General features: G+C 69.8%; 22 protein-coding genes, 3 tRNA genes and 3 pseudogenes. 3 read left to right on the top strand and 25 right to left on the bottom strand.

Features of this window, described 5'->3' with window-relative positions:
* Positions 1-175: 175 nt before the first annotated feature.
* From fusA to ABTW87_RS13455, 23 genes are all read right to left on the bottom strand, one after another.
* Complete coding sequence (gene fusA, locus ABTW87_RS13565; protein WP_350651117.1) at positions 176-2,272, bottom strand: elongation factor G; 2,097 nt, start codon at positions 2,270-2,272, stop codon at positions 176-178.
* Positions 2,273-2,346: 74 nt separating this feature from the next.
* Complete coding sequence (gene rpsG / locus ABTW87_RS13560; RefSeq protein WP_155330225.1) at positions 2,347-2,817, bottom strand: 30S ribosomal protein S7; 471 nt, start codon at positions 2,815-2,817, stop codon at positions 2,347-2,349.
* Between the two features lies 1 nt (position 2,818).
* The gene (gene rpsL, locus ABTW87_RS13555; protein ID WP_007465318.1) at positions 2,819-3,193 is read right to left on the bottom strand and encodes a 30S ribosomal protein S12; all 375 of its coding nucleotides are present in this window, start codon (positions 3,191-3,193) and stop codon (positions 2,819-2,821) included.
* 499 nt (positions 3,194-3,692) lie between these two features.
* A complete protein-coding gene (locus ABTW87_RS13550; RefSeq protein WP_350651247.1) occupies positions 3,693-4,064 on the bottom strand; it encodes a hypothetical protein in 372 nt (123 codons plus the stop codon).
* Positions 4,065-4,607: 543 nt separating this feature from the next.
* Positions 4,608-4,979 (bottom strand): hypothetical protein, encoded by a 372-nt coding sequence (locus ABTW87_RS13545; protein ID WP_350651116.1) that lies wholly within the window; start codon positions 4,977-4,979, stop codon positions 4,608-4,610.
* A 102-nt stretch (positions 4,980-5,081) separates the two neighbouring features.
* Positions 5,082-8,969 (bottom strand): DNA-directed RNA polymerase subunit beta', encoded by a 3,888-nt coding sequence (locus ABTW87_RS13540; protein WP_350651115.1) that lies wholly within the window; start codon positions 8,967-8,969, stop codon positions 5,082-5,084.
* A gap of 85 nt (positions 8,970-9,054) precedes the next feature.
* Positions 9,055-12,486, bottom strand: coding sequence for a DNA-directed RNA polymerase subunit beta (gene rpoB, locus ABTW87_RS13535; RefSeq protein WP_350651114.1), 3,432 nt, complete (start codon positions 12,484-12,486; stop codon positions 9,055-9,057).
* 570 nt (positions 12,487-13,056) lie between these two features.
* Positions 13,057-13,446, bottom strand: a complete 390-nt coding sequence (rplL, locus tag ABTW87_RS13530) for a 50S ribosomal protein L7/L12 (RefSeq protein ID WP_350651113.1) — start codon at positions 13,444-13,446, stop codon at positions 13,057-13,059.
* 53 nt (positions 13,447-13,499) lie between these two features.
* On the bottom strand, positions 13,500-14,045 hold the full coding sequence (gene rplJ, locus ABTW87_RS13525) for a 50S ribosomal protein L10 (protein ID WP_350651112.1): 546 nt from the start codon (positions 14,043-14,045) through the stop codon (positions 13,500-13,502).
* Between the two features lie 326 nt (positions 14,046-14,371).
* Complete coding sequence (locus ABTW87_RS13520; RefSeq protein WP_350651111.1) at positions 14,372-15,061, bottom strand: hypothetical protein; 690 nt, start codon at positions 15,059-15,061, stop codon at positions 14,372-14,374.
* A complete protein-coding gene (locus ABTW87_RS13515) occupies positions 15,058-15,840 on the bottom strand; it encodes an ABC transporter ATP-binding protein (RefSeq protein WP_350651110.1) in 783 nt (260 codons plus the stop codon). The genes ABTW87_RS13520 and ABTW87_RS13515 overlap by 4 nt, the downstream gene beginning before the upstream one ends.
* Before the next feature lie 79 nt (positions 15,841-15,919).
* The gene (rplA, locus tag ABTW87_RS13510) at positions 15,920-16,636 is read right to left on the bottom strand and encodes a 50S ribosomal protein L1 (RefSeq protein WP_350651109.1); all 717 of its coding nucleotides are present in this window, start codon (positions 16,634-16,636) and stop codon (positions 15,920-15,922) included.
* A gap of 82 nt (positions 16,637-16,718) precedes the next feature.
* Positions 16,719-17,150 (bottom strand): 50S ribosomal protein L11, encoded by a 432-nt coding sequence (gene rplK / locus ABTW87_RS13505; protein WP_350651108.1) that lies wholly within the window; start codon positions 17,148-17,150, stop codon positions 16,719-16,721.
* A 193-nt stretch (positions 17,151-17,343) separates the two neighbouring features.
* Positions 17,344-18,066, bottom strand: coding sequence for a transcription termination/antitermination protein NusG (gene nusG, locus ABTW87_RS13500; RefSeq protein ID WP_350651107.1), 723 nt, complete (start codon positions 18,064-18,066; stop codon positions 17,344-17,346).
* Between the two features lie 38 nt (positions 18,067-18,104).
* The gene (gene secE, locus ABTW87_RS13495) at positions 18,105-18,491 is read right to left on the bottom strand and encodes a preprotein translocase subunit SecE (protein ID WP_350651106.1); all 387 of its coding nucleotides are present in this window, start codon (positions 18,489-18,491) and stop codon (positions 18,105-18,107) included.
* Between the two features lie 214 nt (positions 18,492-18,705).
* Positions 18,706-18,778, bottom strand: a tRNA-Trp gene (locus ABTW87_RS13490).
* A 128-nt stretch (positions 18,779-18,906) separates the two neighbouring features.
* On the bottom strand, positions 18,907-19,299 hold the full coding sequence (locus ABTW87_RS13485) for a MaoC family dehydratase (RefSeq protein WP_350651105.1): 393 nt from the start codon (positions 19,297-19,299) through the stop codon (positions 18,907-18,909).
* Position 19,300: 1 nt separating this feature from the next.
* Complete coding sequence (locus ABTW87_RS13480) at positions 19,301-19,747, bottom strand: FAS1-like dehydratase domain-containing protein (RefSeq protein ID WP_350651104.1); 447 nt, start codon at positions 19,745-19,747, stop codon at positions 19,301-19,303.
* A gap of 125 nt (positions 19,748-19,872) precedes the next feature.
* Positions 19,873-20,040: a 50S ribosomal protein L33 gene (rpmG, locus tag ABTW87_RS13475; RefSeq protein ID WP_093403583.1), complete on the bottom strand. Its 168-nt coding sequence runs from the start codon at positions 20,038-20,040 to the stop codon at positions 19,873-19,875.
* 131 nt (positions 20,041-20,171) lie between these two features.
* A tRNA-Met gene (locus tag ABTW87_RS13470) sits at positions 20,172-20,244 on the bottom strand.
* A 25-nt stretch (positions 20,245-20,269) separates the two neighbouring features.
* Positions 20,270-20,342: transfer RNA gene (locus ABTW87_RS13465), tRNA-Thr, on the bottom strand.
* Between the two features lie 92 nt (positions 20,343-20,434).
* On the bottom strand, positions 20,435-22,960 hold the full coding sequence (locus ABTW87_RS13460; RefSeq protein WP_350651103.1) for a putative bifunctional diguanylate cyclase/phosphodiesterase: 2,526 nt from the start codon (positions 22,958-22,960) through the stop codon (positions 20,435-20,437).
* 73 nt (positions 22,961-23,033) lie between these two features.
* Complete coding sequence (locus tag ABTW87_RS13455; RefSeq protein ID WP_350651102.1) at positions 23,034-23,183, bottom strand: hypothetical protein; 150 nt, start codon at positions 23,181-23,183, stop codon at positions 23,034-23,036.
* Positions 23,184-23,681: 498 nt separating this feature from the next.
* Between ABTW87_RS13455 and ABTW87_RS13450 the strand changes: the two genes are divergently transcribed.
* Positions 23,682-24,197: a hypothetical protein gene (locus ABTW87_RS13450; RefSeq protein WP_350651101.1), complete on the top strand. Its 516-nt coding sequence runs from the start codon at positions 23,682-23,684 to the stop codon at positions 24,195-24,197.
* Between the two features lie 429 nt (positions 24,198-24,626).
* Here the strand turns inward: ABTW87_RS13450 and ABTW87_RS13445 are convergent, their stop codons facing one another.
* On the bottom strand, positions 24,627-25,199 hold the full coding sequence (locus ABTW87_RS13445; protein ID WP_350651100.1) for a hypothetical protein: 573 nt from the start codon (positions 25,197-25,199) through the stop codon (positions 24,627-24,629).
* Between the two features lie 89 nt (positions 25,200-25,288).
* Positions 25,289-25,622, bottom strand: a pseudogene (locus ABTW87_RS13440) (HAD family hydrolase); the annotation flags it as partial.
* Here ABTW87_RS13440 and ABTW87_RS13435 point away from each other — a divergent pair.
* Both ABTW87_RS13435 and ABTW87_RS13430 read left to right on the top strand, forming a co-directional pair.
* Positions 25,615-26,282: pseudogene (locus tag ABTW87_RS13435) on the top strand (tyrosine-type recombinase/integrase); the annotation flags it as partial. The pseudogenes ABTW87_RS13440 and ABTW87_RS13435 overlap by 8 nt on opposite strands.
* A 61-nt stretch (positions 26,283-26,343) precedes the next feature.
* A pseudogene (locus tag ABTW87_RS13430) lies at positions 26,344-26,514 on the top strand (GntR family transcriptional regulator); the annotation flags it as partial.
* Positions 26,515-26,608: the final 94 nt, after the last annotated feature.

Raw genomic sequence — 26,608 nt, 5'->3', positions numbered from 1 at the left:
GTCGGCGCTTAGGACTCTGTCGACAGCCTTTCCGACCTGACGGCCGGAGAGCCTTTGTGGGTTCTGCGGCGATGAAGCCTACAGGCCCGGATTCACCCAGTCCGACCGAGGTGGTCGCGGGCGGGAGAACCCTCCCGCGACCGCACCCGGTTCATCGGGTCAGCTCAGGTGAGCGTCACTCACCGGTCGCCTTGGCGATGATCTCCTTGGCCACCGAGGCCGGAACCTCGGCGTAGGAGTCGAACTGCATGCTGTAGCTAGCCCGGCCCTGGGTCTTCGACCGCAGGTCGCCGACGTAGCCGAACATCTCCGACAACGGCACCAGGGCGCGGACGACGCGGGCACCGCCGCGCTCCTCCATCGCCTGGATGATGCCACGGCGGGAGTTGAGGTCGCCGATGACGTCACCCATGTTCTCCTCGGGAGTGGTGACCTCAACGGCCATCATCGGCTCGAGCAGCGCCGGGTCGGCCTTGCGGGCCGCCTCCTTCAGCGCCATCGAGCCGGCGATCTTGAACGCCATCTCGGACGAGTCGACCTCGTGGTACTGACCGTCCACCAGCGTCAGCTTCACACCCACCAGCGGGAAGCCGGCGAGGATGCCGTACTGCATGGCGTCCTGCGCACCCGCGTCCACCGACGGGATGAACTCCCGGGGGATGCGGCCACCGGTGACGGCGTTCGCGAACTCGTAGGTCGGGGCCTCGTTGTCCAGCGGCAGCGGCTCCAGGCTGATGATGACCCGGGCGTACTGGCCGGAACCACCGGTCTGCTTCTTGTGGGTGTACTCGACCTTCTCCACCGGGCGGCGGATGGTCTCGCGGTACGCCACCTGCGGCTTGCCGATGTTCGCCTCGACGTTGAACTCGCGGCGCATCCGGTCCACCAGGATGTCCAGGTGCAGCTCGCCCATGCCGGAGATGACCGTCTGGCCGGTCTCGTCGTCCAGCTTGACGCGGAAGGTCGGGTCCTCCTCGGCCAGCCGCTGGATGGCGGTGCTGAGCTTCTCCTGGTCGGCCTTGGTCTTCGGCTCGATGGCCACCTCGATGACCGGCTCCGGGAAGGTCATCGACTCGAGGATGACCGGGTTCGCCGGGTCGCACAGCGTGTCGCCGGTGGTGGTCTGCTTCAAACCCTGGACCGCGATGATGTCGCCAGCCTTGGCGGAGCTGCGCTCCTCCCGCTTGTTGGCGTGCATCTGGTAGATCTTGCCGATCCGCTCCTTGCGGTCCTTGGTGGAGTTGACCACCTGGGACCCGGACTCGACCACGCCGGAGTAGACCCGGACGTAGGTGAGCTTACCGAGGTGCTTGTCGGTCTGGATCTTGAAAGCGAGACCGGAGAACGGCTCCGAGGTGGACGGCTTGCGCTGCATCGGCGTCTCACCGTCGGTCGCCGTGCCCTCGATCGCCGGGATGTCCAGCGGCGACGGCAGGTAGGCGACCACCGCGTCGAGCATCGGCTGGATGCCCTTGTTCTTGAACGCGGTGCCGCAGAGCACCGGGTTGGCCTTGCCCCCGATGGTGGCGCGGCGGATCGCGGACTGGATGTCCTCGACGGAGAGCTCCTCGCCCTCGAGGTACTTCTCCATCACCGAGTCGTCGACGTCGGCCAGGGTCTCCAGCAGCTTCTCGCGCCACTCGGCGGCGGTGTCCGCCAGCTCGGCCGGGATCTCCTCGATCGCGTAGTCCTCACCCTTCTGGGTCTCCCCGCGCCAGGTGAGGGCACGCATGCCGACGAGGTCCACCACACCGGTGAAGTCGGACTCGGCGCCGATCGGCACCTGCAGGACCAGCGGCGTGGCGTTGAGCCGGTCGATCATCATCTGCACGCAGCGGAAGAAGTCGGCGCCCGTCCGGTCCAGCTTGTTGACGAAGCACATCCGCGGGACGTTGTACTTGTCGGCCTGGCGCCAGACGTTCTCCGTCTGCGGCTCCACGCCGGCGACACCGTCGTAGACCGCGACCGCACCGTCCAGAACGCGCAACGACCGCTCGACCTCGACCGTGAAGTCGACGTGGCCGGGCGTGTCGATGATCTGGATCGTGTGGCCCTTCCACTCGCACTTCGTGGCGGCGGAAGTGATGGTGATACCGCGCTCCTGCTCCTGCTCCATCCAGTCCATGACGGCAGCGCCCTCGTGGACCTCACCGATCTTGTAGGTGATACCGGTGTAGAACAGGATCCGCTCGGTGGTAGTGGTCTTACCGGCATCGATGTGCGCCATGATGCCGATGTTGCGTACGTTGGCGAGCGCGTCTGCGGCGGCCACTTCAATCCCTACTTATCGTCGTCTCGACACAACTGGCGTGGTTCCGGCGCCGGGCGGCGCCGGAACCCTCGGTGTTACCAGCGGTAGTGCGCGAAGGCCTTGTTGGACTCGGCCATCTTGTGCGTGTCCTCGCGCCGCTTGACGGCGGCACCGAGGCCGTTGCTCGCGTCCAGCAGCTCGTTCATCAGCCGCTCGACCATGGTCTTCTCACGCCGGGCGCGGGCGTAGGTGACCAGCCAGCGCAGGCCCAGGGTGGTCGCACGGGCCGGACGGACCTCGACCGGCACCTGGTAGGTGGCGCCACCGACGCGGCGGCTGCGCACCTCAAGGGTCGGCTTGACGTTGTCCATCGCCCGCTTCAGCGTGACGACCGGGTCGGTGCCGGACTTCTCGCGGCAGCCCTCCAGGGCCGCGTACACGATGCTCTCGGCGAGCTGCCGCTTGCCGCGCAGCAGGATCTTGTTCACCAGCTGGGTGACCAGCGGCGAGTTGTACACCGGGTCAGCGACCAGCGGCCGCCGCGGAGCGGGTCCCTTACGCGGCATGTCAGCTCTTCTCCTTCTTCGCGCCGTAGCGGCTGCGCGCCTGCTTGCGGTTGCGGACACCCTGGGTGTCCAGCGAGCCGCGCACGATCTTGTACCGCACGCCGGGGAGATCCTTCACACGGCCGCCACGCACGAGCACGATCGAGTGCTCCTGCAGGTTGTGGCCGACGCCCGGGATGTAGGCGGTCACCTCGATCTGGCTGCTGAGCTTGACGCGAGCGACCTTGCGCAGCGCCGAGTTCGGCTTCTTCGGGGTGGTGGTGTACACGCGGGTGCACACGCCGCGCCGCTGGGGGGACCCCTTCAGCGCCGGGGTCTTCGTCTTGGTCGTCTTGGCCTGGCGGCCCTTTCGGACCAACTGCTGAATGGTGGGCACCGGGTTTCTCCGCTCCCTTCGGCCGCCGCGAGGCGACCGCGCCGTCTGCTCTAGCCGGCCTGATGGACGGCTCTCCTACATTCCAACCAGGGCCACCTGACGGGGGTCCCAGCACCCGCGGTCGGGCGTGTCGCCCGGCTCACGGTCCCCGGGTCGTCGCTCGCGCGCACCCGGGGGTGTCTCACCGGCACGCGGCAGGCCGTGCACCGGGTCCTCTGGCTTTCATCGTGCTGCCGCGGGAACACCGGCGCGACCGGATCCTGCGCACGCACGAACCGCCCGGGCTCGCCCGGGCACAAGGGGAAAGAGTACCTACCACAACCGCGCTGGTCAAAACGGGGCGGCCGCCGGGGGCGCTCTCACCGCCCGCCGATCGGAACCGTCCTGCCCACGCGCCCGCGATGGGCACCCAGGGATACAAGTGTACCGCTTGGGGCGGCACGTGGCCCCTCGGCCCCGGCGGTTGCCCACGGCACCGTGGCGACCCCGGCACCGCCGGTCACGACAGCGACACCAGCAACGCCAGTCCCAGCCCGAGCAGGCTGATCAGCAGACCCGCCGCACCGCAGCTGACCCCCGCGACGGCCAGCCCCCGCCCGGTGAACCGGACCGCCGGCGGGGACACCGGCCGGCGGATCTGCCGCAGCGCCAGCAGACCGGCGCCGACGGCACCCGCCCCGGTCAGGACCGCCAGCACGGTGAAGGCGCCGGCGGCCCACACGCCGTCCCAGTCCGCGCCGGCCACCCCGAAACAGACCACAAGCAGCGAGACCAGGATCGAGGCGATCCCGGCCGCCAGCGATCCCACGGCCGGACCGGAGGCGACCGGCGGCACGTCGAGGTGCACCACGCCGAAGGGCGTGCCGGGCACCGGGTCGACCCGCTTCGGCGCCCGCACCGCGTCCCTGGGCGGGGGCGGTGGCACGGCGGGCAGTGGCGCCCAGCCGGGGGCCACGGTCGGCGGCGTGGCACCCGGGCCGCGGGGAGCGCCCCAGGCCGCACCGGCGGGCGCGACCGTCCCGGCGGGCGGGCCTGCCGGCGCGGCGGCCGGGCGTGCCCACGGGTCGTGCGCCGTAAGGCCCGAGGCCGGCGCGGCCGGCGCAGGCGCGGCCGGTGCAGGCGTGGTCGGCGCAGGCGTGGCCGGAGTCGGCGTGGGCGCCGCGGCCGGAGGACGGGACCAGGGATCGGCCGGCGACGCGGGGCCGACGGACCCGGCCGGCTCCCACCGCCCACCCGCCGTCGAGGCGTCCGGCGGGCCGGGCGCCGTCGGGTCGGTGCCCTGCGGGCGCGCCGGGTCGGTCACGGGTCCTCCTGTCGGCAGTCGGCGTCCACGCGGCGGGCGACGGACACCGGCCAGGCTACCGCCGGCGGGCCAGCCGACGGTGCCCGGTGCGCGCCCGTTCCCCCGAGCCGGTCAGTCCACGTTCGGCGCGAAGTCGTGCCCGTACGGCGCCTCCGCGAGCCGCACCACCCCGATCACCACCGCCGCCACCACGGCCGTCGCGACGAGCACCAGACCGGTCCAGGCCAGGCGCTCACCCTGCCGCAGCCAGGCCGATCCGGTGAGGAAACCCCCCGAGGTGTACGCGTCGCGGCGTGCCTGGCGCGCCAGCACGAGCGCCACGGTGGCCGGCACCACGCCCCCGACGAAGAGGCCGGTCAACGCGCCGATCAGGCCCAGCGCGAAGACCGCCCGCGCCTTCGTGGCCCGCGCCGGATCCGGGTCGAGCGGGTGTCGGGGCGGCTCCGGCGGAGCGACCGGCGCAGGCCCGGAAGCGGTGGTCATGCCCACCATCATGCCCGCCGGCGCCGGGCGACAGCCCGCACACCCGTGCGCGGACACGACGAGGCCCCCGGCGGCTGCCGGGGGCCTCGTGCGTCGCGCTCCTTAGCGGTACGACCCGAAGTCGAAGTCGTCCAGCGGGACCGCCTGGCCGCTGGCCGGCCCGAAGCCGTAGTCGGTCTCCGGGTAGCCGGTCATCGAGTAGACCTTGGCCTTCGCCTCCTCGGTCGGCTCGACCCGGACGTTGCGGTACTTGCTGATGCCCGTACCGGCCGGGATGAGCTTACCGATGATCACGTTCTCCTTGAGACCGATCAACGAGTCGCTGCGGGCGTGGATCGCCGCGTCCGTCAGCACCCGGGTGGTCTCCTGGAAGGAGGCCGCCGACAGCCAGGAGTCCGTGGCCAGCGAGGCCTTGGTGATACCCATCAGCACCGGACGGCCGGCCGCGGGCTCGCCGCCCTCGGACACGAGCCGGCGGTTCTCCGACTCGAACAGCGCCCGGTCGACGAGCACGCCCGGCAGGAACTCGGTCGAGCCGGAGTCGATGACCGTCACCCGCTTGAGCATCTGGCGGATGATGATCTCGATGTGCTTGTCGTGGATGAGCACACCCTGCGAGCGGTAGACCTCCTGGACCTCCTGGGTCAGGTGGACCTGGACCGCGCGCGGGCCGAGGATGCGCAGCAGCTCGTGCGGGTCGACCGTACCGACCGTGAGCTTCTCGCCGACCTCGACGTGGTCGCCGTCGTTGGTCAGGAGCCGGACCCGCTTCGAGATCTTGTCGTAGACGATCTCGTCGCTGCCGTCGTCCGGCACGATGATGATCTTCCGCGACCGCTCGCCGTCCTCGATCCGGACCCGGCCCGGGGTGTCGGCGATGGGCGCCTTGCCCTTCGGGATCCGGGCCTCGAAGATCTCCTGGACTCGCGGCAGACCCTGGGTGATGTCCTCACCGGCGACACCACCGGTGTGGAAGGTACGCATCGTCAGCTGCGTACCGGGCTCACCGATGGACTGGGCGGCGATGATGCCGACCGCCTCGCCGACGTCCACGGTCTTGCCGGTCGGCAGCGAGCGGCCGTAGCACGCACCGCAGACGCCCAGCTTCGACTCGCAGGTCAGCACGCTGCGCACCCGGATGTTCTCCACCCCGGCGGCGACGATCCTGTCGACCAGGATCGAGTTGATGTCCGCGCCCCGCTCGGCGACGACGGTGCCGTCCGGCCCCTTGATGTCGTCGGCCAGCGTACGGGCGTGCACGCTGGTCTCGGCGTGCTCGTGCACGACCAGCTGGCCGTCGCGCCGCTGCCCGATCTGCATCGGGATGGCCCGGTCGGTGCCGCAGTCCTCCTCGCGGATGATGACGTCCTGCGAGACGTCCACCAGACGCCGGGTCAGGTAACCCGAGTCGGCGGTACGCAGGGCGGTGTCCGCGAGACCCTTCCGGGCACCGTGCGTGGAGATGAAGTACTCCAGCACGGACAGACCCTCCCGGTACGACGCCTTGATCGGACGCGGGATGATCTCGCCCTTCGGGTTGGCCACCAGACCACGGATCGCCGCGATCTGCCGGAGCTGGAGCAGGTTACCGCGGGCACCCGAGTTGATCATCTTCCACAGCGGGTTCTCCTGCGGCAGCGCGGTGTCCATCTCCTTGGCGACCTCGTTTGTCGCCTTGGTCCAGATCTCGATGAGCTCGCCGCGGCGCTCCTCGGCCGTCATCAGACCACGCTGGTACTGCTTGTCGATCCGGTCGGCCTCGGTCTCGTACCGGGCCAGGATCTCCGCCTTGCGCGGCGGAGCGATGACGTCCTCCATGCCGATCGTCACGCCGGACCAGGTGGCCCAGTGGAAACCGGCCTCCTTGAGCCCGTCCAGGGTGGCCGCGAGGGCCACCTTCGGGAAGCGCTCGGCGAGGTCGTTGACGATCGCGGAGAGCTGGCCCTTGCGGATCTCGTAGTTCACGAAGCGGTAGCCCGGCGGCAGCGTCTCGTTGAACAGGACCCGACCGAGGGTGGTCTCCACCGTGACCGGGTCGCCCTCGACCCAGCCCTCGGGGGCGGTCCACGGCTCCGCGCCGGGGCCGTTGTCGACGCCGACCAGGCCCCGCAGCCGGATCTTCACCGGAGCCTGCAGGTGCAGCTCGCCGTTGTCGTACGCCATCCGCGCCTCGGCGTCCGAGCTGAACGCCCGGCCCTCGCCGCGCTCACCGGAGGTGAGGTGGGTGAGGTGGTAGAGACCGATGATCATGTCCTGGGTGGGCATGGTCACCGGCTTGCCGTCGGCCGGCTTGAGGATGTTGTTCGACGAGAGCATCAGGATCCGCGCCTCGGCCTGGGCCTCGGCGGACAGCGGCACGTGGACCGCCATCTGGTCACCGTCGAAGTCGGCGTTGAACGCGGTGCAGACCAGCGGGTGGATCTGGATGGCCTTGCCCTCGACCAGCTGCGGCTCGAAGGCCTGGATGCCCAGCCGGTGCAGGGTCGGCGCCCGGTTGAGCAGCACCGGGTGCTCGCCGATGACCTCTTCCAGCACGTCCCACACGACCGGCCGCTGCCGCTCGACCATCCGCTTGGCGGACTTGATGTTCTGCGCGTGGTTGAGGTCGACCAGGCGCTTCATCACGAACGGCTTGAACAGCTCCAGGGCCATCTGCTTGGGCAGGCCGCACTGGTGCAGCTTGAGCTTCGGGCCGACCACGATGACCGAACGGCCGGAGTAGTCGACGCGCTTGCCCAGCAGGTTCTGGCGGAACCGGCCCTGCTTGCCCTTGAGCATGTCGGACAGCGACTTGAGCGGGCGGTTACCCGGACCGGTGACCGGCCGGCCGCGACGGCCGTTGTCGAACAGCGCGTCGACGGCCTCCTGGAGCATCCGCTTCTCGTTGTTGACGATGATCTCGGGCGCGCCGAGGTCGATCAGCCGCTTGAGGCGGTTGTTCCGGTTGATGACGCGCCGGTACAGGTCGTTCAGGTCGGAGGTCGCGAAGCGGCCACCGTCGAGCTGCACCATCGGGCGCAGGTCCGGCGGGATGACCGGGACGCAGTCGAGCACCATGCCGAGCGGCGAGTTGCGGGTGTTCAGGAACGCCGCGACCACCTTCAGCCGCTTGAGCGCCCGGATCTTCCGCTGCCCCTTGCCAGTGCGGATGGTCTCCCGCAGGCTCTCGGCCTCGGCGTCGAGGTCCATGTTCTGGACCAGCGCCTTGATCGCCTCGGCGCCCATGCCGCCGGTGAAGTACTCACCGAACCGGTCGCGCAGCTCCCGGTAGAGCAGCTCGTCGGTGACCAGCTGCTTCGGCTCAAGCTTGCGGAAGGTGTCCAGCACCTCGTCCAGGCGGTCGATCTCGCGCTGGGCCCGGTCGCGGATCTGGCGCATCTCGCGCTCTCCGCCTTCCTTGACCTTGCGCCGGACGTCCGCCTTGGCACCCTCGGCCTCCAGCTCGGCCAGGTCGGCCTCGAGCTTGGCGGCCCGCTTCTCGATCTCCGAGTCGCGGCTGTTCTCGGCCTGCCGCTTCTCGGCCAGGATCTCGTTCTCGATCGTCGAGAGGTCGCGGTGACGCGCCTCCGCGTCCACGCTCGTCACGACGTACGAGGCGAAGTAGATGATCTTCTCGAGGTCCTTCGGGGCGAGGTCCAGCAGGTAGCCCAGCCGGCTCGGCACGCCCTTGAAGTACCAGATGTGGGTCACCGGAGCGGCGAGCTCGATGTGCCCCATCCGCTCACGGCGGACCTTCGACCGGGTCACCTCGACGCCGCAGCGCTCGCAGATGATGCCCTTGAAGCGGACCCGCTTGTACTTACCGCAGTAGCACTCCCAGTCCCGCTGAGGACCGAAGATCTTCTCGCAGAAGAGCCCGTCCTTCTCCGGCTTCAGGGTGCGGTAGTTGATCGTCTCAGGCTTCTTGACCTCGCCGTGGGACCACTGACGGATGTCGTCGGCGGTGGCGAGGCCGATACGCAGCTCGTCGAAGAAGTTGACGTCGAGCACTATGTCCCCTATGTCGTCGTCTGTACTGCTTAGCTAGTGGGGTGGCGCCGGGAGCCGGCGGCGAGCCGGCTCCCGACCGCTCACCTCAGACCTCTTCGACCGAGCTCGGCTCGCGCCGGGACAGGTCGATGCCCAGCTCCTCCGCCGCCCGGAACACCTCGTCGTCGGTCTCGCGCATCTCCAGGGCCACACCGTCGCTGGACAGCACCTCGACGTTGAGGCACAGCGACTGCAGCTCCTTGAGCAGCACCTTGAACGACTCCGGGATGCCCGGCTCGGGGATGTTCTCGCCCTTGACGATCGCCTCGTAGACCTTCACCCGGCCGAGGACGTCGTCGGACTTGATCGTCAGCAGCTCCTGCAGGGCGTAGGCGGCGCCGTACGCCTGCATCGCCCAGCACTCCATCTCACCGAAGCGCTGGCCGCCGAACTGCGCCTTACCACCCAGCGGCTGCTGCGTGATCATCGAGTACGGGCCGGTCGACCGGGCGTGGATCTTGTCGTCGACCAGGTGGTTGAGCTTCAGGATGTAGATGTATCCGACCGCGATCGGGTCGGGCAGCGGCTCGCCGGAGCGACCGTCGAACAGCTGCGCCTTGCCGGACGACCCGATCAGCTGCTTGCCGTCCCGGTTGGGCAGGGTCGACGCGAGCAGACCGGAGATCTCCTCCTCGCGGGCACCGTCGAAGACCGGGGTGGCCACGTTGGTGTCCGGCTCGGACTCGTCCGCGTCGATCGCCTGGAGCTGGCGCTTCCACTCGGCGTCGCCGCCGTCGACCTTCCACCCGGTCTTGGCCACCCAGCCGAGGTGCGTCTCCAGCACCTGGCCGATGTTCATCCGGGAGGGAACGCCGAGCGGGTTCAGCACGATGTCGACCGGCGTGCCGTCCTCGAGGAACGGCATGTCCTCGATGGGCAGGATCTTGGAGATGACGCCCTTGTTGCCGTGCCGGCCGGCGAGCTTGTCACCGTCCTGGATCTTCCGCTTCTGGGCGACGTAGACCCGGACCAGCTCGTTGACGCCCGGGGGAAGCTCGTCGCCGTCCTCCCGGGAGAAGGTACGGACGCCGATGACCGTGCCGGTCTCGCCGTGCGGCACCTTCAGCGAGGTGTCCCGGACCTCACGCGCCTTCTCGCCGAAGATCGCGCGGAGCAGCCGCTCCTCCGGGGTCAGCTCGGTCTCGCCCTTGGGCGTGACCTTGCCGACCAGGATGTCGCCGGGAACGACCTCGGCGCCGATCCGGATGATGCCGCGCTCGTCGAGGTCGGCGAGCATCTCCTCGCTGACGTTCGGGATGTCGCGGGTGATCTCCTCCGGACCGAGCTTGGTGTCCCGGGCGTCGACCTCGTGCTCCTCGATGTGGATCGAGGTGAGCACGTCCTGCTGCACGAGGCGCTGCGACAGGATGATCGCGTCCTCGTAGTTGTGGCCCTCCCAGGTCATGAACGCCACGAGCAGGTTGCGCCCGAGCGCCATCTCACCGTCGTCGGTGCACGGACCGTCGGCGATGACCTGGCCGGCCTCGACGCGGTCGCCCTCGAAGACCACCGGCTTCTGGTTGACGCAGGAGCCGGCGTTGGAGCGGCGGAACTTGTGCAGCAGGTACGTCCGGCGGTGGCCGTCGTCCTGGTGGACGGTGATGTAGTCGGCGCACAGGTCCTCGACCACGCCACCGACCTCGGCGACCACCACGTCACCGGCGTCGACCGCGGCGCGGTACTCCATGCCGGTGCCGACAAGCGGCGACTCGGCCTTGACCAGCGGCACGGCCTGGCGCTGCATGTTCGCGCCCATGAGCGCGCGGTTGGCGTCGTCGTGCTCGAGGAACGGGATCATCGCGGTCGCGACGGAGGTCATCTGCCGCGGCGAGACGTCCATGTAGTCCACGGCCGCCGGCGGGACGTCCTCGGTCTCGCCGCCCTTCCGGCGGACGAGCACCCGGTCCTCGGCGAACGAGCCGTCCGCCTTCAGGGGCGCGTTGGCCTGCGCCTTGACGAAGCGGTCCTCCTCGTCCGCGGTCAGGTAGTCGATCTGGTCGGTGACCCGACCGTCGACGACCTTCCGGTACGGCGTCTCGATGAAGCCGAACGGGTTGACCCGGGCGAAGGTGGACAGCGCGCCGATCAGGCCGATGTTCGGGCCTTCCGGCGTCTCGATCGGGCACATCCGGCCGTAGTGGGACGGGTGCACGTCACGGACCTCGAAGCCGGCCCGCTCCCGGGACAGACCGCCCGGACCGAGCGCGCTCAGCCGGCGCCGGTGGGTGAGACCCGCCAGCGGGTTGGTCTGGTCCATGAACTGGGACAGCTGCGACGTGCCGAAGAACTCCTTGATCGCCGCCACCACCGGGCGGATGTTGATCAGGGTCTGCGGCGTGATCGCCTCGACGTCCTGGGTGGTCATCCGCTCGCGGACGACCCGCTCCATCCGGGACAGGCCGACCCGGACCTGGTTCTGGATCAGCTCGCCGACGGTACGCAGGCGGCGGTTGCCGAAGTGGTCGATGTCGTCGGCCTCGTAGCCCTCCTCACCGGCGTGCAGCCGGCAGAGGTACTCCACGGTGGCGACGATGTCGTCCTCGGTGAGCACGCCCGTGGTGATCGGGACGTCCAGGTTGAGCTTCTTGTTGAACTTGTACCGACCGACCTTGGCGACGTCGTACCGCTTCGGGTTGAAGAAGAGGTTGTCGAGCAGGGTCTGGGCGTTCTCACGGGTCGGCGGCTCACCCGGGCGCAGCTTGCGGTAAATGTCGAGCAGCGCCTCGTCCTGGCCGGCGATGTGGTCCTTCTCGAGCGTGGTCATCATCAGCTCGGACCAGCCGAACCGCTCGCGGATCTGCTCGGCCGACCAACCGATGGCCTTGAGCAGGACGGTGACGGCCTGCCGGCGCTTGCGGTCGATGCGGACGCCGACCGTGTCGCGCTTGTCGATGTCGAACTCCAGCCAGGCACCCCGGCTCGGGATGACCTTGACGCTGGAGAGGTCGCGGTCGGAGGTCTTGTCCGGCTGCTTGTCGAAGTAGACGCCCGGGGACCGGACGAGCTGGCTGACGACGACGCGCTCGGTGCCGTTGATGATGAAGGTGCCCTTCGGCGTCATCATCGGGAAGTCACCCATGAACACCGTCTGGCTCTTGATCTCGCCGGTGGTGTTGTTGGTGAACTCCGCGGTCACGAACAGCGGGGCGCAGTAGGTGAGGTCCTTCTCCTTGCACTCCTCGATCGAGGCCTTGACCTCGTCGAAGCGCGGCGCCGAGAAGGAGAGCGACATGGTGCCGGAGAAGTCCTCAATGGGACTGATCTCGTCGAGGATCTCCGCGAGACCCGAGCGTGCGTGCGGGTCGTCCGCCGACCGGCCCTGCCATGCCTCGTTGCCGACCAGCCAGTCGAAGGACTCGGTCTGGATGGCGAGGAGGTTGGGGACCTCGAGGTGTTCGGTGATCCGGCCGAAGGAAACTCGGCGGGGAGCGAAAGCGCTCGACGTACGACTGGTCTTCGCAGGGCGGGAAGCTGCCAAGATGCGTCCTTCCGAGGACCGGTGCTGCAGAACGGCTGGTACGCGTGCACTCCAATGACCCCACCAGAAATATCCACAAACGGACATTTCCGAGCAGGGGTCAACTCAGAAGGCAGCGCAAACTAGCAGTGTAGCCGAGAGGCTAACCGCTGTCCAGCCCACCCCGCAGGTCGTCGCGGAACGTGCCTCGGGACCTCGACCGGGTCGCACCGGGCCGCTCGGAACGCGACGCTCCCACCGGGCCGCCCGGGTGTCGCAGGCGACGGTGTCGCCGGTGCCATTACCCAAGTGGTGGCCGTTGCAAGCGCGGAAGGTCTTGCTGATGTCAGCGTGCCTGCCCGGGACCGGCCGCGTCAAGGGCCGGTCGCCGGCTCGCCGCGCCTTTCCCACCCCGGGCTACCGCCAGGCATCCGGGCGCGGGTGCCCGGGCGGGCGTCGACGCCCAGCTCACCTGCGCCGCCGCCGGTGCCACCAACGCGGCGGGCGGCGATCCGCTTCCCGGATCGCCGCCCGCCGTGACGTGGTGTGCCCCGGCTCACGTGAGCCGGACGCGCGCCAGTCGGCGCAGGGTCACTTGAGGGTGACCTTGGCGCCCTCGCCCTCGAGCTTGGCCTTGGCCTTGTCGGCGGTCTCCTTGTTGACCTTCTCCAGGACCGGCTTCGGCGCGGCCTCGACCAGGTCCTTGGCCTCCTTCAGGCCCAGGCCGGTCAGCTCACGCACGACCTTGATGACCTGGATCTTCTTGCCACCGTCGGCGTCGAGGATGACGTCGAACTCGTCCTTCTCCGGCTCGGCCTCGGCGGCAGCGCCACCCTGGGCCGGCACGCCGGCGGCCATCGCGACCGGGGCGGCGGCGGTGACCTCGAAGGTCTCCTCGAACTGCTTCACGAACTCGGAGAGCTCGATCAGCGTCATCTCCTTGAACGCGTCGAGCAGCTCTTCGGTGCTGAGCTTCGCCATGTCTGGCGTCCTTTCTCAAATGGTGACTAAGAACGTGGGTGCGCCGGGAGGCCTCAGGCCGCCTCGGCGCCCTCCTTCTCGCGCTTGTCCTGCAGGGCGGCCGCCAGACGGGCGGTCTTGGCGAGCGGAGCCTGGAACAGGGCCGCGGCCTTGCTCAGGTTGCCCTTCATGGCACCGGCCAGCTTGGCCAGCAGCACCTCGCGGGACTCCAGGTCGGCGAGCTTCGTGACCTCGGCCGCGGAGATGGCCTTGCCCTCGAACACACCGCCCTTGATGACGAGCTTCGGGTTGGACTTCGCGAAGTCGCGAAGACCCTTCGCCGCCTCGACGACGTCGCCCGAAACGAAAGTCAGCGCGGTAGGACCGGTGAACAGCTCGTCGAGGCCGGAGATGCCCGCGTCCGCCGCGGCACGCTTGGCCAGCGTGTTCTTCGCGACGGTGTAGCTGGTCTCCGTGCCGAGCGAGCGCCGCAGCTGGGTGAGCTGGGAGACCGTCAGACCGCGGTACTCGGTCAGCACGGTCGCGCCCGCGTTGCGGAAGCTCTCGGTCAGCTCAGCGACGGCCGTGGCCTTGTCGGCCCGGATCGGCTTGTCCGCCATGTCCCTCCTCTCTCGTTGCTCCAGGCTGGTCACCGTCGGCGGCGGAAGCCGTCGACGGGAGCGGAGGAACGCGGCAACGAGAAAGCCCCGGCGCAGGGCGCACGGGGCGAGGGCCGGCCCGGTCGTCGCGGTCGGCGGACCACGGAACGAAGCCGATTTTCGCTTGCCGCCCTGCGCGGGTCGCCCGTCATCGCGGGACCTTCGACCGTGCCGGGGCACGGTGACCAGCGGTCTCTGGGTGGAACTTCGCGCCAAGGTTACGCGACACCCACCGTGACCGCCAAATCGCCCCCGGCGTGCGCCCGCTCACCCCGGCACCCCGGACCTCAGGCGCGCCGGCGGCGGGCCCGGGCGTAGGCGGCCAGGGCCGCCGTCGCCCAGGCCAGTGCCCAGCCGGTCAGCAGCGCGGCGGTCGTGCCCGGTAGCGCGCCCGCCAGGGCCCGCGCGGTGGGCATCAGCGGCGGCACCAGCCACGACAGTGACGAGCCGGAGAGGCCGAGCACCAGCGCGAGGACCGCGCCGACGGTGAGCACGGCGACGCCGTACCCGGCGCTGCGGGTCACCGCCCGGCTGGCCAGCGCACCCAGCGCCACGGCCGCCGGCAGGGCGAGCAGGTGGGCCCAGAGGCCCAGCGCCAGCCCCGCCGGGATCGACCGGTCGCCCGGCCCGGTGGGACCGGACACCCCGCCCACCAGCCACGGGACGGCCAGGGCCACCACGACCAGGCCGAGGCCGGCCGCCGCCGCGGCGAGCAGGCCGGCCGCCCGCTCCCGGGCCGGTCCGACCGTCACCACGGCCAGCCGGCGCTGCACGTCCGGCTCGACGTCCAGCAGGATCTTGGTCTGCCAGGCCAGCACCGGGAAGAGCACCACCGCGGAGACGCCGTACGCCTCCGCCGGCTGGGCCCGGCCGCCGCCGTAGAGGACGCCGAGGGCGAGCAGGCCGGCCAGGACCGGCGCCAGGGCCCGGCCGGTACGCAGGAAGCCGGCGAGCCGGAACCGGACCAGCGCGGTCACCGGGCCACCTCCGACGACGGTCCGGGCGGCGTGGCCGGAGGTGGGGCGGTGTGGTCGCGTACCCGGAGGATCTGATGGCCCTCGGCCCGCAGGCGGGCCACGGTGTCGGTGACCCGCGCGGCGGGGACGCTCAGCTCGACCACCGCGAGCGCCGGACGGTCGGACGGCGCCGGCTCGACGACCGCCCCCTCGGCGACGGTCCAGCGCCGCGCGCCGGGAAGCCGGACCGTCTCGCCGCGGTGGTCGCTGACCAGCACCGCGCCGCCATCGGCCAGCACCTCGTCGATCAGCTCCGGCACCAGCTCGCGGGCCCCGGAGTCCAGGCCCTCCCACGGTTCGTCGAGGACGAGCAGGCCGGGCGGGCGCAGCAGCGCCCGGGCCAGGCCCACCTTCTGCGCGGTGCCCTTCGAGAGCCGGGACAGCCGGACCTCGCGGAACGGGCCCAGCCCGAGCCGGTCGACCCACCGGCTCACCGCGCGGTCGGCCGCGGCACCCGGCAGGCCGGCGACCCGGCCCATCGCGGAGAGGTATCCCCCGACGGTGAACGGCTGGTCGGCGGGGAACCGCTCCGGGACCCAGCCGACCACGGCCGGCCGGTCAACCACCCGGCCCCGGGTCGGGCGGAGGACGCCGGCGACGAGCTGGAGCAGCGTCGACTTGCCGGCGCCGTTGCGGCCGAGCACGACCGTGACCTCGCCGGGCCCGATCTCCACCGTGGTCTCGCGCAGCACCCACCGGCCGTGCCGGTGGTACCGCAGCCAGACGTCCTCCAGCAGCATGCCGCGAGCCTGCCACAGCCGGACGAACGACAGGAGCCCCGCCACGGCTCGTGGCGGGGCCCCTGTGCGGGAATCGTGCTCAGCCCTCGGCCGGGCCCTCCTGGAGGTTCTTCACCAGCTTCGGGTCGACCGGAACGCCCGGGCCCATGGTGGTGGTGAGGGTGACCTTCTTCAGGTACGTGCCCTTGGCCGCCGACGGCTTGGCGCGGAGCACCTCGTCGAGGACCGCCGCGTAGTTGTCGACCAGCTGGGCCTCGGAGAACGAGGCCTTGCCGATGATCAGGTGCAGGTTGGAGTGCTTGTCCACCCGGAAGGTGATCTTGCCGCCCTTGATGTCCGAGACAGCCTTGGCGACGTCCATGGTCACCGTGCCGGTCTTCGGGTTCGGCATGAGACCGCGCGGGCCCAGGATCCGCGCGATCCGGCCGATCTTGGCCATCTGGTCCGGCGTGGCGATCGCCGCGTCGAAGTCGAGCCAGCCGCCCTGGATCCGGGCGACCAGCTCGTCGGTGCCCACCTCGTCCGCACCGGCGGCGGTGGCCTCCTCGGCCTTCGCACCGGCGGCGAACACGATCACGCGGGCGGTCTTACCGGTGCCGTGCGGCAGGTTGACCGTGCCGCGCACCATCTGGTCCGCCTTGCGGGGGTCGACGCCGAGGCGCATCGCGACCTCGACCGTGGCGTCGAACTTGACGGCGGTGGTCTCCTTGGCCAGCTTCACGGCCTCGGCGGGGGTGTAGAGCTTCGACCGGTCGATGACATCGGCGGCCTTGCGGTAGTTCTTGCTGCGCTGCATCTGTAGTTGCTCCTGTGGTCTCTGGCGGGCCCGCGACGCTCGCGCGCCCTCCCACGAACGGGATCGGCTGGTCGGCCGGAGGTCAGTCGACGACGTTCAGGCCCATCGACCGGGCGGTGCCGGCGATGATCTTCTCGGCCTGGTCGAGGTCGTTGGCGTTGAGGTCGGCCATCTTCTTCTCGGCGATCTCCCGCAGCTGGGCGCGGGTGACCTGGCCGACCTTCTCCTTGTGCGGGACGCCCGAGCCCTTCTGCACGCCGGCGGCCTTGATCAGCAGCCGGGCGGCGGGCGGGGTCTTCAGCACGAAGGTGAAGGTGCGGTCCTCGTACACGCTGATCTCGGCCGGGACGATGTCGCCCCGCTGCGACTCGGTCTGCGCGTTGTAGGACTTGCAGAACTCCATGATGTTCACGCCGTGCTGGCCGAGCGCGGGGCCGACCGGCGGCGCCGGGGTGGCCTGGCCCGCCGGCAGCTGAAGCGTGAACGTCTTGACGAGCTTCTTCTTCGGAGGCATGTCTCTTCCTGGGACTTGGATCGGGGATTCGCACCGAACGCGGGCACGCACGGTCAGCGCGCCGCGACGACGGCGACGTTCTAGGGTAGCGCAGCGTCCCGCGACCCGGTCCGCCGAGGTCCGGCTGACGGTCGCTCCCGCGCCGAGACGCGTACGCCGGCGGTGGGCCGTCACCCCCGCCGACGTACCAGGGTCAGATCTTGGCGACCTGGTTGAAGTTCAACTCCACCGGGGTCTCCCGGCCGAAGATCGACACCAGCACCTTGAGCTTCTGCTGGTCGGCGTTGATCTCACTGATCGTCGCCGGCAGGGAGGCGAACGCGCCGTCGGTGACGGTGACCGAGTCGCCGACCTCGAAGTCGAGGACCTTGACCTCGGGCTTGGCCTTCTTCTGCTCGGTTTCGACGGCCGGCGCCAGCCACTTGAGCACCTCGTCGAGGCTCAGCGGCGCCGGACGGTCGGCCCGGTCGGTGGCGCCCACGAAGCCGGTCACGCCCGGCGTGTTGCGCACGCAGGAGTAGGACTCGGCGGTCAGCTCCATACGGACCAGGATGTAGCCGGGGAAGACCTTGGCCTGCACCTGGGACCGCTTGCCGTTCTTGACCTCGACCTCTTCCCGGGTCGGGACCTCGACCTGGTAGATGTAGTCCTCCATGTCGAGGGACGTGATCCGGGTCTCGAGGTTGGTCTTGACCTTGTTCTCGTAGCCGGCGTACGAGTGCACCACGTACCAGTCGCCCGGCGCGTAGCGCAGCTTCTGGCGCAGCTCGGCGACCGGGTCGAACTCCTCGTCCTCGGCTGCCCCGCCGGCGGGGAGCTCCGACTCGCTGGCGGCCTCGACCGACTCGTCACCAGCCGCCGTCGCGACCGTGGACTGCTCGTCCGCGGATCCGGCGGTCTCGTCGTACTCAGGCACGCTCGCTCACTTCCGTCACTATCGGCACGGTCAGCCGGTCAGCTGGGGTTGCCGAAGACCCACAGCACGCCCTTCGCGAAGACGAAGTCCAGGCCGGCCACGATCGCCAGCATCACTGCGACGAACGTGATCACCACGGCGGTGTAGGTCAGCAGCTCCTTGCGGGTCGGCCAAATGACCTTACGCAGCTCGGCCACGACCTCGCGGACGAATCGGACGATGCGCCCGAACAGGCCGACCTTGTCGGTGTCCGAACGGGTCTTCGGCCGGCTGTCGGCGGACTCCGCCTTGGCGCGCGACCGAGTCGCGGTGCCGCCCCGGGAGACCGGCTCCTCAGCGTCGGCGTCGTCGTCGCCGGCGGCGTCGAACTCGTCGTTCAGACGCTCGTCGTCGGCGTCCTCGCCGCGCCGCTTGTTGTCGGCCACTTCGCCCTCCGTCGCGGATGTCGGGTTCGCACGCCGTCGCGGCGTGCGCGGCGTCTGGTCACGCCGGCCGGCCCGACCGTCCCGCGACGGGCCGCGGCCGGCGGATCGAACCGGAGGGCCCGAATGCCTCGGAACCACCCCGCCGATACCACCACCACGGGCCGGACGCCGCCGGACGGCGACGCGACCCACGGGAACGGTCAGGCCTGAGGCGCAGGGGTGACAGGACTTGAACCTGCAGCCTGCGGTTTTGGAGACCGCTGCTCTGCCAATTGAGCTACACCCCTGTGCGGCGAACGGTCACCCCACCCGTCACGCATGGCCGGGCAGGGGTCACGTGCCCCACGGCGGACCAGTGTACGGGTAGTGCCACGACTTTCCCAACCGGTCCACCCCTCGCGCGTCGCGAGATCGTTCAGCGCGCCGTACGGATGGTCGCCTTCGCCTGCGACAACACCTTCTCCCCCAGGCAGGTGGCGGTGACGTCGAGCCTGGTCAGACCCTCCTCGGTCACCTCGCGGACCACCGCGGTCACCTCGATCTCGGTGCCCTGGTCGTCGTCGGGAACCACCACCGGCCGGGTGAACCGCACGCCGTAGTCGACGACCGCGTCGGGGGCGCCGGCCCACTCCGCGACGGCCCGGCCGACCAGCGCCATCGTGAACATGCCGTGGGCGATGACGCCGGGCAGCCCGACCTTTGTGGCGAACCGGTCGCTCCAGTGGATGGGATTGAAGTCCCCCGAGGCGCCCGCGTAGCGGACCAGGTCCGCGCGAGTCACCCGGTACGTCTTGTCCGGCAGCTCCACGTCAGCCCTCCCCGCGTACGACGATCTTCGACCAGACGGTGACCACCGGCTCGCCGGCGGGCGTCGTGACCTCGGTCCGGGTGGTCAGGAAGCCGTGCCCACCACGGTTGCTGACGTCCTCGATGGTGTTGGCGCAGACCAGCTCGTCGCCCGCGACGACCGGACGGGTGTACGCGAAGCGCTGGTCGCCGTGGACGACCCGGCTGTAGTCCACGCCGAGGGCCGGGTCCTCGATGATCTGGCGGCTGGCGGCCATGGTGACCACCACGGGGAAGGTCGGCGGGGCGACCACGTCCGGATGGCCGAGCGCCCGGGCGGCCGCCGGGTCGTGGTGGGCGGGATCGGTGGCGCCGATCGCCGTGGCGAACTCGCGGATCTTCTCTCGGCCCACCTGGTAGGGGGCGGTCGGCGGGTACGTCCGGCCGACGAAGGACGGGTCCAGGGACATGCCGCGAACCTACACGCAGAACACGATCGCCGATCCACCCGACCGGCGGCGGCTCGGAGAGCCACCGCGGGTCCGCGGATCGGCGATCGGAAGGTGCTGGAGCGGGCCGGCCGGGCCGGCGCAGGTCAGCGGGTCTCGCGGTGGAGCGTGTGCCGGCCGTCGCGCGGGCAGAACTTCTTCAGCTCGATGCGGTCCGGGTCGTTACGACGGTTCTTGCGCGTGATGTAGTTGCGCTCCTTGCACTCCACACACGCCAAAGTGATCTTCGGCCGGACATCGGTCGCCTTCGCCACGGCGGAGTGCCTTCCTCGCTAAGGGTGACAACTACGGCGTGTCAGCCTACGCGCTGACCACGCGGACATGCAAAGTGGGCGCCTGTGGCGCCCATCCCATCATCCGCCGGGAGCGGCCCGGTGGACGAGAGTAGCGGTGGCCGGACTTGAACCGGCGACACAGCGATTATGAGCCGCTTGCTCTGCCATCTGAGCTACACCGCCGTGGCGGGTCCAGCCGGACCCTCTGAGCCCCCTTACGGAATCGAACCGTAGACCTTCTCCTTACCATGGAGACGCTCTGCCGACTGAGCTAAGGGGGCCTGCACGATCACTCGGTGGTCGCGCAGAGGTAAGAGTACACGGCCCCATCGCGCAGGTGAAATCGGATCCCCCCGAGGCACGTGCGCCCAGCTCAGGGCACGACTCGGAGGCGGGGCAGCTCGCCCGCGGGCACGGCCTCCGGATCCACCTGCGCGCCGAACCACGCCTCCAGCCGCTCGTACGGCAACGGGCGGCTGAACAGGAAGCCCTGCCCGATCTCGCACCCGATGTCCTGCAGGAGCTCCAGGGTCAGCTCGCTCTCCACACCCTCGGCCACCACGGCGAGACCGAACTGCTGGGAGAGCGTGACCACGGCGTTGACGATCGCGAGGTCGCCCGGGTCGGTCGCCATGCCCTGCACGAACGAGCGATCCACCTTCACCTCGTGCACCGGAAGCCGCCGCAGGTGCGCCAGGGACGAGTCGCCGGTGCCGAAGTCGTCCACCGAGAGGCGGACGCCCAGGTCCCGCAGGCGGCGCAGGGTGGGGATCGGCCGGTCGGTGCCGTCCAGCACCCCGGACTCCTTGATCTCCAGCGTGAGCCGCTGCGGCGGTACGCCGTACTCCTCCAGCAGCTCCTGGACCCGCGCCGGGAAGTGCTGGTCGGTGAGCGTACGCGGGGAGATGTTGACCGCGACGGAGAGCGGGTGGCCCCCGTGCGCCCAGTCCCGGCTGCGCCGCAGGCCCTCCCGGAGCACGAACTCCGTGAGCCGGCCCAACTGGCCGGTGTGCTCGGCGACCGCGACGAAGTCGTCCGGGGCGACCGAGCCGTGCGCCGGGTCGTCCCAGCGGGCCAGGCACTCCACGCCGACCAGCCGCCGGTCCCGCAGGGTCACCTTGGGCTGGAAGTAGACCTCCAGTTCGCCGTCGTCCAGGGCCCGCCGCAGGTCGCCGGCGATGCCCAGCCGGCGCAACGACCGGGACTCCAGCGCCGGGTTGAACAGCTGGACGCTGCCCGGCACGGACTTGGCCGCGGTCGCGGCGAGGTCGACCCGCTGCAGCAGCGCCGCCGGGTCGCTGCCGTGCTCCGGGTGGGTCGCCACGCCCACCGCCGTGTCGACGTCCACGGTGAGCCCGTCGTCGAAGACCATCTCGGCACGGATCTGCTCCCGCATCCGGGCGGCCATCTCCAGCGCCGCCTCGGCGCTCTCCAGGCGCAGCGTGACCAGGAACTCGTCGCCGCCGACCCGGCCGACCAGGGCCGACGACGGGGCCCGGGAGCGCAGCCGCTCGGCCACCTCGATCAGGACCTTGTCGCCGGCGGCGTGCCCGAGCGACTCGTTGACCGAGCGCAACCGGTCGACGTCGAACAGCAGCAGCGCCACCACCTCGCCCGGCGCCCGGATCTTGACGGCCTCCTCCAGCGCCGCGGTGATGCGGCGGCGGTTGGGCAGCTTGGTCAGCGAGTCGTGGTACGCGTCGTGCCGCAGCCGGTCGACGAGGCGCGAATTCTCCAGCGCCACCGCGACGTGCGCGGCGACCGTCTCGAAGACGGGAATGTCGGCGGCCGTGAAGTGGCGGACGTCGCTGAGCCGGTTGGCAACCTCAAGCGTTCCGATCACCGCCTGGCCGGACCGTAACGGCACCACGATGACGTCCTTGATCTTGTCGTCATGCAGTGCTCGACGGGCACCCGGTTCCCCGTCGAAGGCACGACCGACCGCAATGGTCCGACTCTCACTGGCGGCCTGGTCACGCAGACTCGCCGGCGTCCGCACGACATCCAGCAGACCCGCGTCGTCCACTCGGGCGGTCAGCAGCACCTCGGGGTGTCTGCCCTGAGCCGGGAGCCAGAGCGTCGCGTACTCGGCCTGCATCATGCCCCGCACCCGGCCGAGCAGGGCGTCCACCAGGGTCCCGTCCTGGCCGCGTTCGGCGATCGCCCGGGTCAGGTCGTACATCTCGGCCAAGGTCCGGTGCTGGCGGAAGAACTGCGCGTACGACCGGTACACGAGAATGAGCGCGGCGCCCAGGACCGCCAGCAGGATCGCCGACCACCACGTCTCGTTGACGGCGATCAGGATGATCAAGCCCAGACAGACGTTGATCGCCGCCGTCAGCAGGCCGGGGGCACGCAGCGCTTGCCGGCCAGCCTGCCAACCCTGCAGCAGGGTGTGCACGCCGACGATGGCAGAAAGGCTCACCAGGCAGACCGCCTCGGCAGCCGCGAATAGGCTCAGCCAGGTGCCTGGGCCGAGGTTGTTCATCGGTGGAAGCGCCTGGAGGAGAAGCGCCGCCAGCGAGGTGCCGGCCGCCGCCTTGGCCACGTTGAACCAGAACTTCTCCGGTGCGATGCGGTGCCGGGTCTGGGTCGCCATCGAGGCCACCGTGTAGACGACCACGACGGTCAACGGAGGAAGCAGGTAGAACGCGATGACGAGCGGAATCTCGGCCAGCGTGATGCCGAACGCCTGCCGACGGATGACGAAGTTGAGGACCGGCATCCCCAACACGATCATGGCAATCAGCAGAACGACCGCGAGCGGCCACTCCCCGAACGCAGGCCGAGCCACCAGACCGGTGATGGTCGAACATGCGACGGCGACCATCGCCAAGGGTCCTGTGATGAGCCAGGCATGCTGAGTCGAGCGCCGTCGCGCCAGATCACCTCGGGGCATGCCGCTCCCTACGGCCGGGCTGACCGCCGCCACGACCGCGGCCAGTCGGCGAACTCGCGGCCAGTCGGCGAACTCAGCGAAGGACGACGCCGTTCTCGATGCCGAGAGTCCAGACGTAGTCCATCAGGTGAAGGTCACCCTGAAAGTCGCTGACGCCGACGACTGCGACGGCAGAGAGCACGAGGAGCGAGCCAAGCAGCCGGCCCAGCCTTCGACCAGACATGTTTGCTCCTGTCGGGGAAGTGTCACAGGGGTAGGGTTCCACGATCGTGCCACAGAGCCCGGCATCCAGAGAAGCGCTGCGCGTGCCGTCGACCCGGCCGGCGCTCACCTTCCGCCGTTCGGACCAGTCGCCGAACGCGACCGCCCAGATCAGAGGCCTCGCCGGCCAACAGCCATTTCGCAGGTTGCAGATTGCGACTCTTGCCGCATTGCGGCCATCCCCTGACCCGCCGCTCCCCGCCGGGCACCGCCTTCGTCCCGCATAGTTCACGAAGACAGTACATCCGCGGGACATCGGCCGCTATCCCTGTCTTCGCGCTCGTCGGACACCTATCACGTCCGCCCCAACCGACGACAAGGCCCCTGACCAGCATTCATGCTGGCAGGTCGTGCGACCGGACGTCATCCTCCACCCGCATCGGAGAGGTCGGACGCCGGGCAGTCAATCCTGGGTCGAACACTCGGCGACAAGACCAACTCGACGGTGGACCATGTATCGATGCTCGGAGAGGAAGCACTGGTTCGCCTCCAGGACGCCGCCGCCCTGTGGAGCGTCAGCGCGAGCACGGCGGCCGACGTCATCGAGGCCGCCTGCGACTGCCTCGTGGCGGGCGTAGACAGTCCGACCCTCCGGATCGTCGCCGGCCTCTCGCTGGTGAAGGGTAGCGAGAGTGACGAGCTGCGACGTTGGCTTGAAGGCGCCCTGGCGGAGCTCTCGCTGACCTACTACCGGGAAGGCAGCCGAGAGGGCGAAGAGAAAGCCCTCCGGATCATGGCTCACCGACTGCTCGCAGGGACCATCACGCCTCGCGACCTCACGTCCTGGGCGTACCGGTTCATCACCTGGGATGGCACTCCGAAGGCAGCCGAGCTGGTCGGCCTTGACAACACCTACGAATACGTTGATGCCGTCTACGACGGGCATGAGTACACCAGCACCGCGGCTGAGGATGTCGACGCGGACGTGATCGCCGAAGCACGGCGCCTGCTGGACGACGCCACCACAGCCGAGTAGGGCTGACCCCTGCCCTTCCTCCAAGGGCGTCGCCGATCATGTCGTTCATGCTGTCGTCGCCGCCGTCGATGCAGTTGGCGTAGACGCGCAGCCGGATGGCGACGCCTTGGCCCAGGCGCCCGGCGACCTCGTTCGGCGGGCTTGCCCCGGGGTTACCTCCCATAGCCGGCGAAGCCCGCGCGGAGCCCTCAGCAGCGCTGGACGAAGCTGGACCACGCCGGACCAACGACACGGCCCCTGAGCAGCATTCCTGCTGGTCAGGGGCCGTTGGTGCACCTGGTGGCGGGTAGAGGATTCGAACCTCTGTAGCTTTCGCGACGGATTTACAGAGCGCCAAGCCCAAGCCTCTGACCAGCACGAACGCCTTATAGCCCGGAGACGGTGACACAGATGCGACAAAGGCCGCCCGTCTACGTCAAAGCCTCCCGCCTACTCCTCGTACCGCCGACGCCGCCAAACCATGTCCGCGCCCGACCCGATGACTTCCGCTAGGTCGCTCGCGGAACGGACGTAGGCAAGAGCAGCGCCGGGCTCTGGCGCCGTCGCGCCGTGAGCGACTTCGTTTCGAAGCCTCCGAAGCGAGTCGAGAGCAGCGGCTGTCTCGTCCGAAATCACGCCCTGCTCATGCAAAGCCCTGACTACGGGCAAGTACGAGGATCCGCTGCCGAATGGCCTGCGGATGTTCGCCGGAAGGAGATCCGACGCAATGCTCGCCAGGATCTGACCTAGCAGCGACCACGATGCCACCACCGAGTACGACGGGTTCTCGCCTGCCCGAAGCGCGATCTCCTTGAAGCCAGCTTCTAGCCGATCGGTCTCGGCGCTACTGGGTGCCTCCGGCCCGCTCACATCCTCATCCGTCACTGCCCTAGTTGCCTCGGCCTCAATGGCACGGTCTACCTGGCGCTCGGCTTCTCCGAACTCTGCCGCGAAGCTTCCCGCGCTAACCGAACGAAGTTGCTCCATGCGCTTCATGATCGGCTTGCGCAGCACCAGAACCATGACCAGTACCGAGACTGGCCAGGCCAGGTGACCAACAAGGGCGGCAGCGAGTTGAAACCCATCCACCGCATGCATCTTGTCGGAGGGAGTCAACTCGCGTTGTCGCTCCCCCGGTCGATCAGCGCGGCGGCGATCTCGCTCATGCTGGTGACCACCGCGTCCGCCTCGGCGAGCCGGAAGGCGTCGACCCTTCGCCGGTCGATTCGCGTAGCCGATCACCGCGACCCCAGCGGCCCGCGCTCCCTTGACGTCCGAGGGCGAGTCGCCGATCAGCACGCAGCGGGCCGGCAGCTCGCCGAGGGAGCGCACGGCTTGCAGGATCGGTTCCGGGTTGGGCTTCATGCGGCCCGGCTCGGCGTAAGCCCGGCCGATGACCGGCGACACGTGCTCGGCGAGCCGGTGCGCCGCGAGGTAGGCCGTGCCCGAGCTGGAAGCGTTCTTCGGATGCATGTACTACGCCGCGCTGCGGCCCGAAGAGGTGTTCCACCTGCGAGAAGACGAGTACGAGCGCCCGCCCAGCGTGGGGGGTGGGGCGTGCTGCACCTAACCGGCTCAACGGTGGCCGTGGGGCGAGACTGGGGCGACGGAGACGACACCGCCGAGGACCGAGGGCTCAAGCACCGGGCAAAGGCAGCGACCAGGGACGTACCCGTGCCACCGCCGCTCGTACGGCTACTCGATCGCCATATCAAGGAGTACCCGCCAGGAACGAACGGCAAGCTGTTCGTCACCCGGCGCGGCCCCGGTGGCCGGTACGTGCCCACCGCCGGCCAGCCAATCCCGAACAACACCTACGGGAAGGCATGGCGGGACGCGCGGGCAAAGGTGCTCACCCCGGCTCAGCAGCGCTCACCGCTGGCCCGGCGACCGTACGACCTACGGCACGCAGCCGTGTCGCTTTGGCTCAACGCCGGAGTGCCAGCTACCCAGGTCGCCGAGTGGGCGGGGCACAGCGTCCACGTCCTCATGCGGGTCTACGCCAAGTGCGTCTACGGCCAAGAGAAGGCCGCTCGCCGACGGATCGAGACGGCGCTCGGCGTGAGGACCCCCGCGTCCCTGCCGGACGCGGTGACGTCCCATCCGGACCTGACAACGGCACAAATGGACGCGACGATCAACGACATCAACCCGGATCGGGGCAGAGAAGACGGCGCTGCGCATCCTGCGAGACGAGCGTCTGATCGTGACGCGTCAGGGCAGCGGCGCATTCGTCCGCGCACAGACCGAGCGGCCAGTAGGGCTGCGCCCGCACGTCGAGGTCGCTCTTGAGCGTGCCCACGTCACGATTGACTTCGCCGGCTTCTCCGGCGAGACCTGAGGTTCCCCCCGGGATGTGGACACCGGGTTATGCCGCGATCTGGTGCAGCGTAGTCGGTGTGAGGGCTTGTTCGTAGTCGGCGGGGCTGAGG

This window comes from Micromonospora sp. NPDC126480, from assembly GCF_040302465.1.
Taxonomy (GTDB): Bacteria; Actinomycetota; Actinomycetes; order Mycobacteriales; family Micromonosporaceae; genus Micromonospora.
This window is presented reverse-complemented; position numbering and strand designations above follow the sequence as displayed.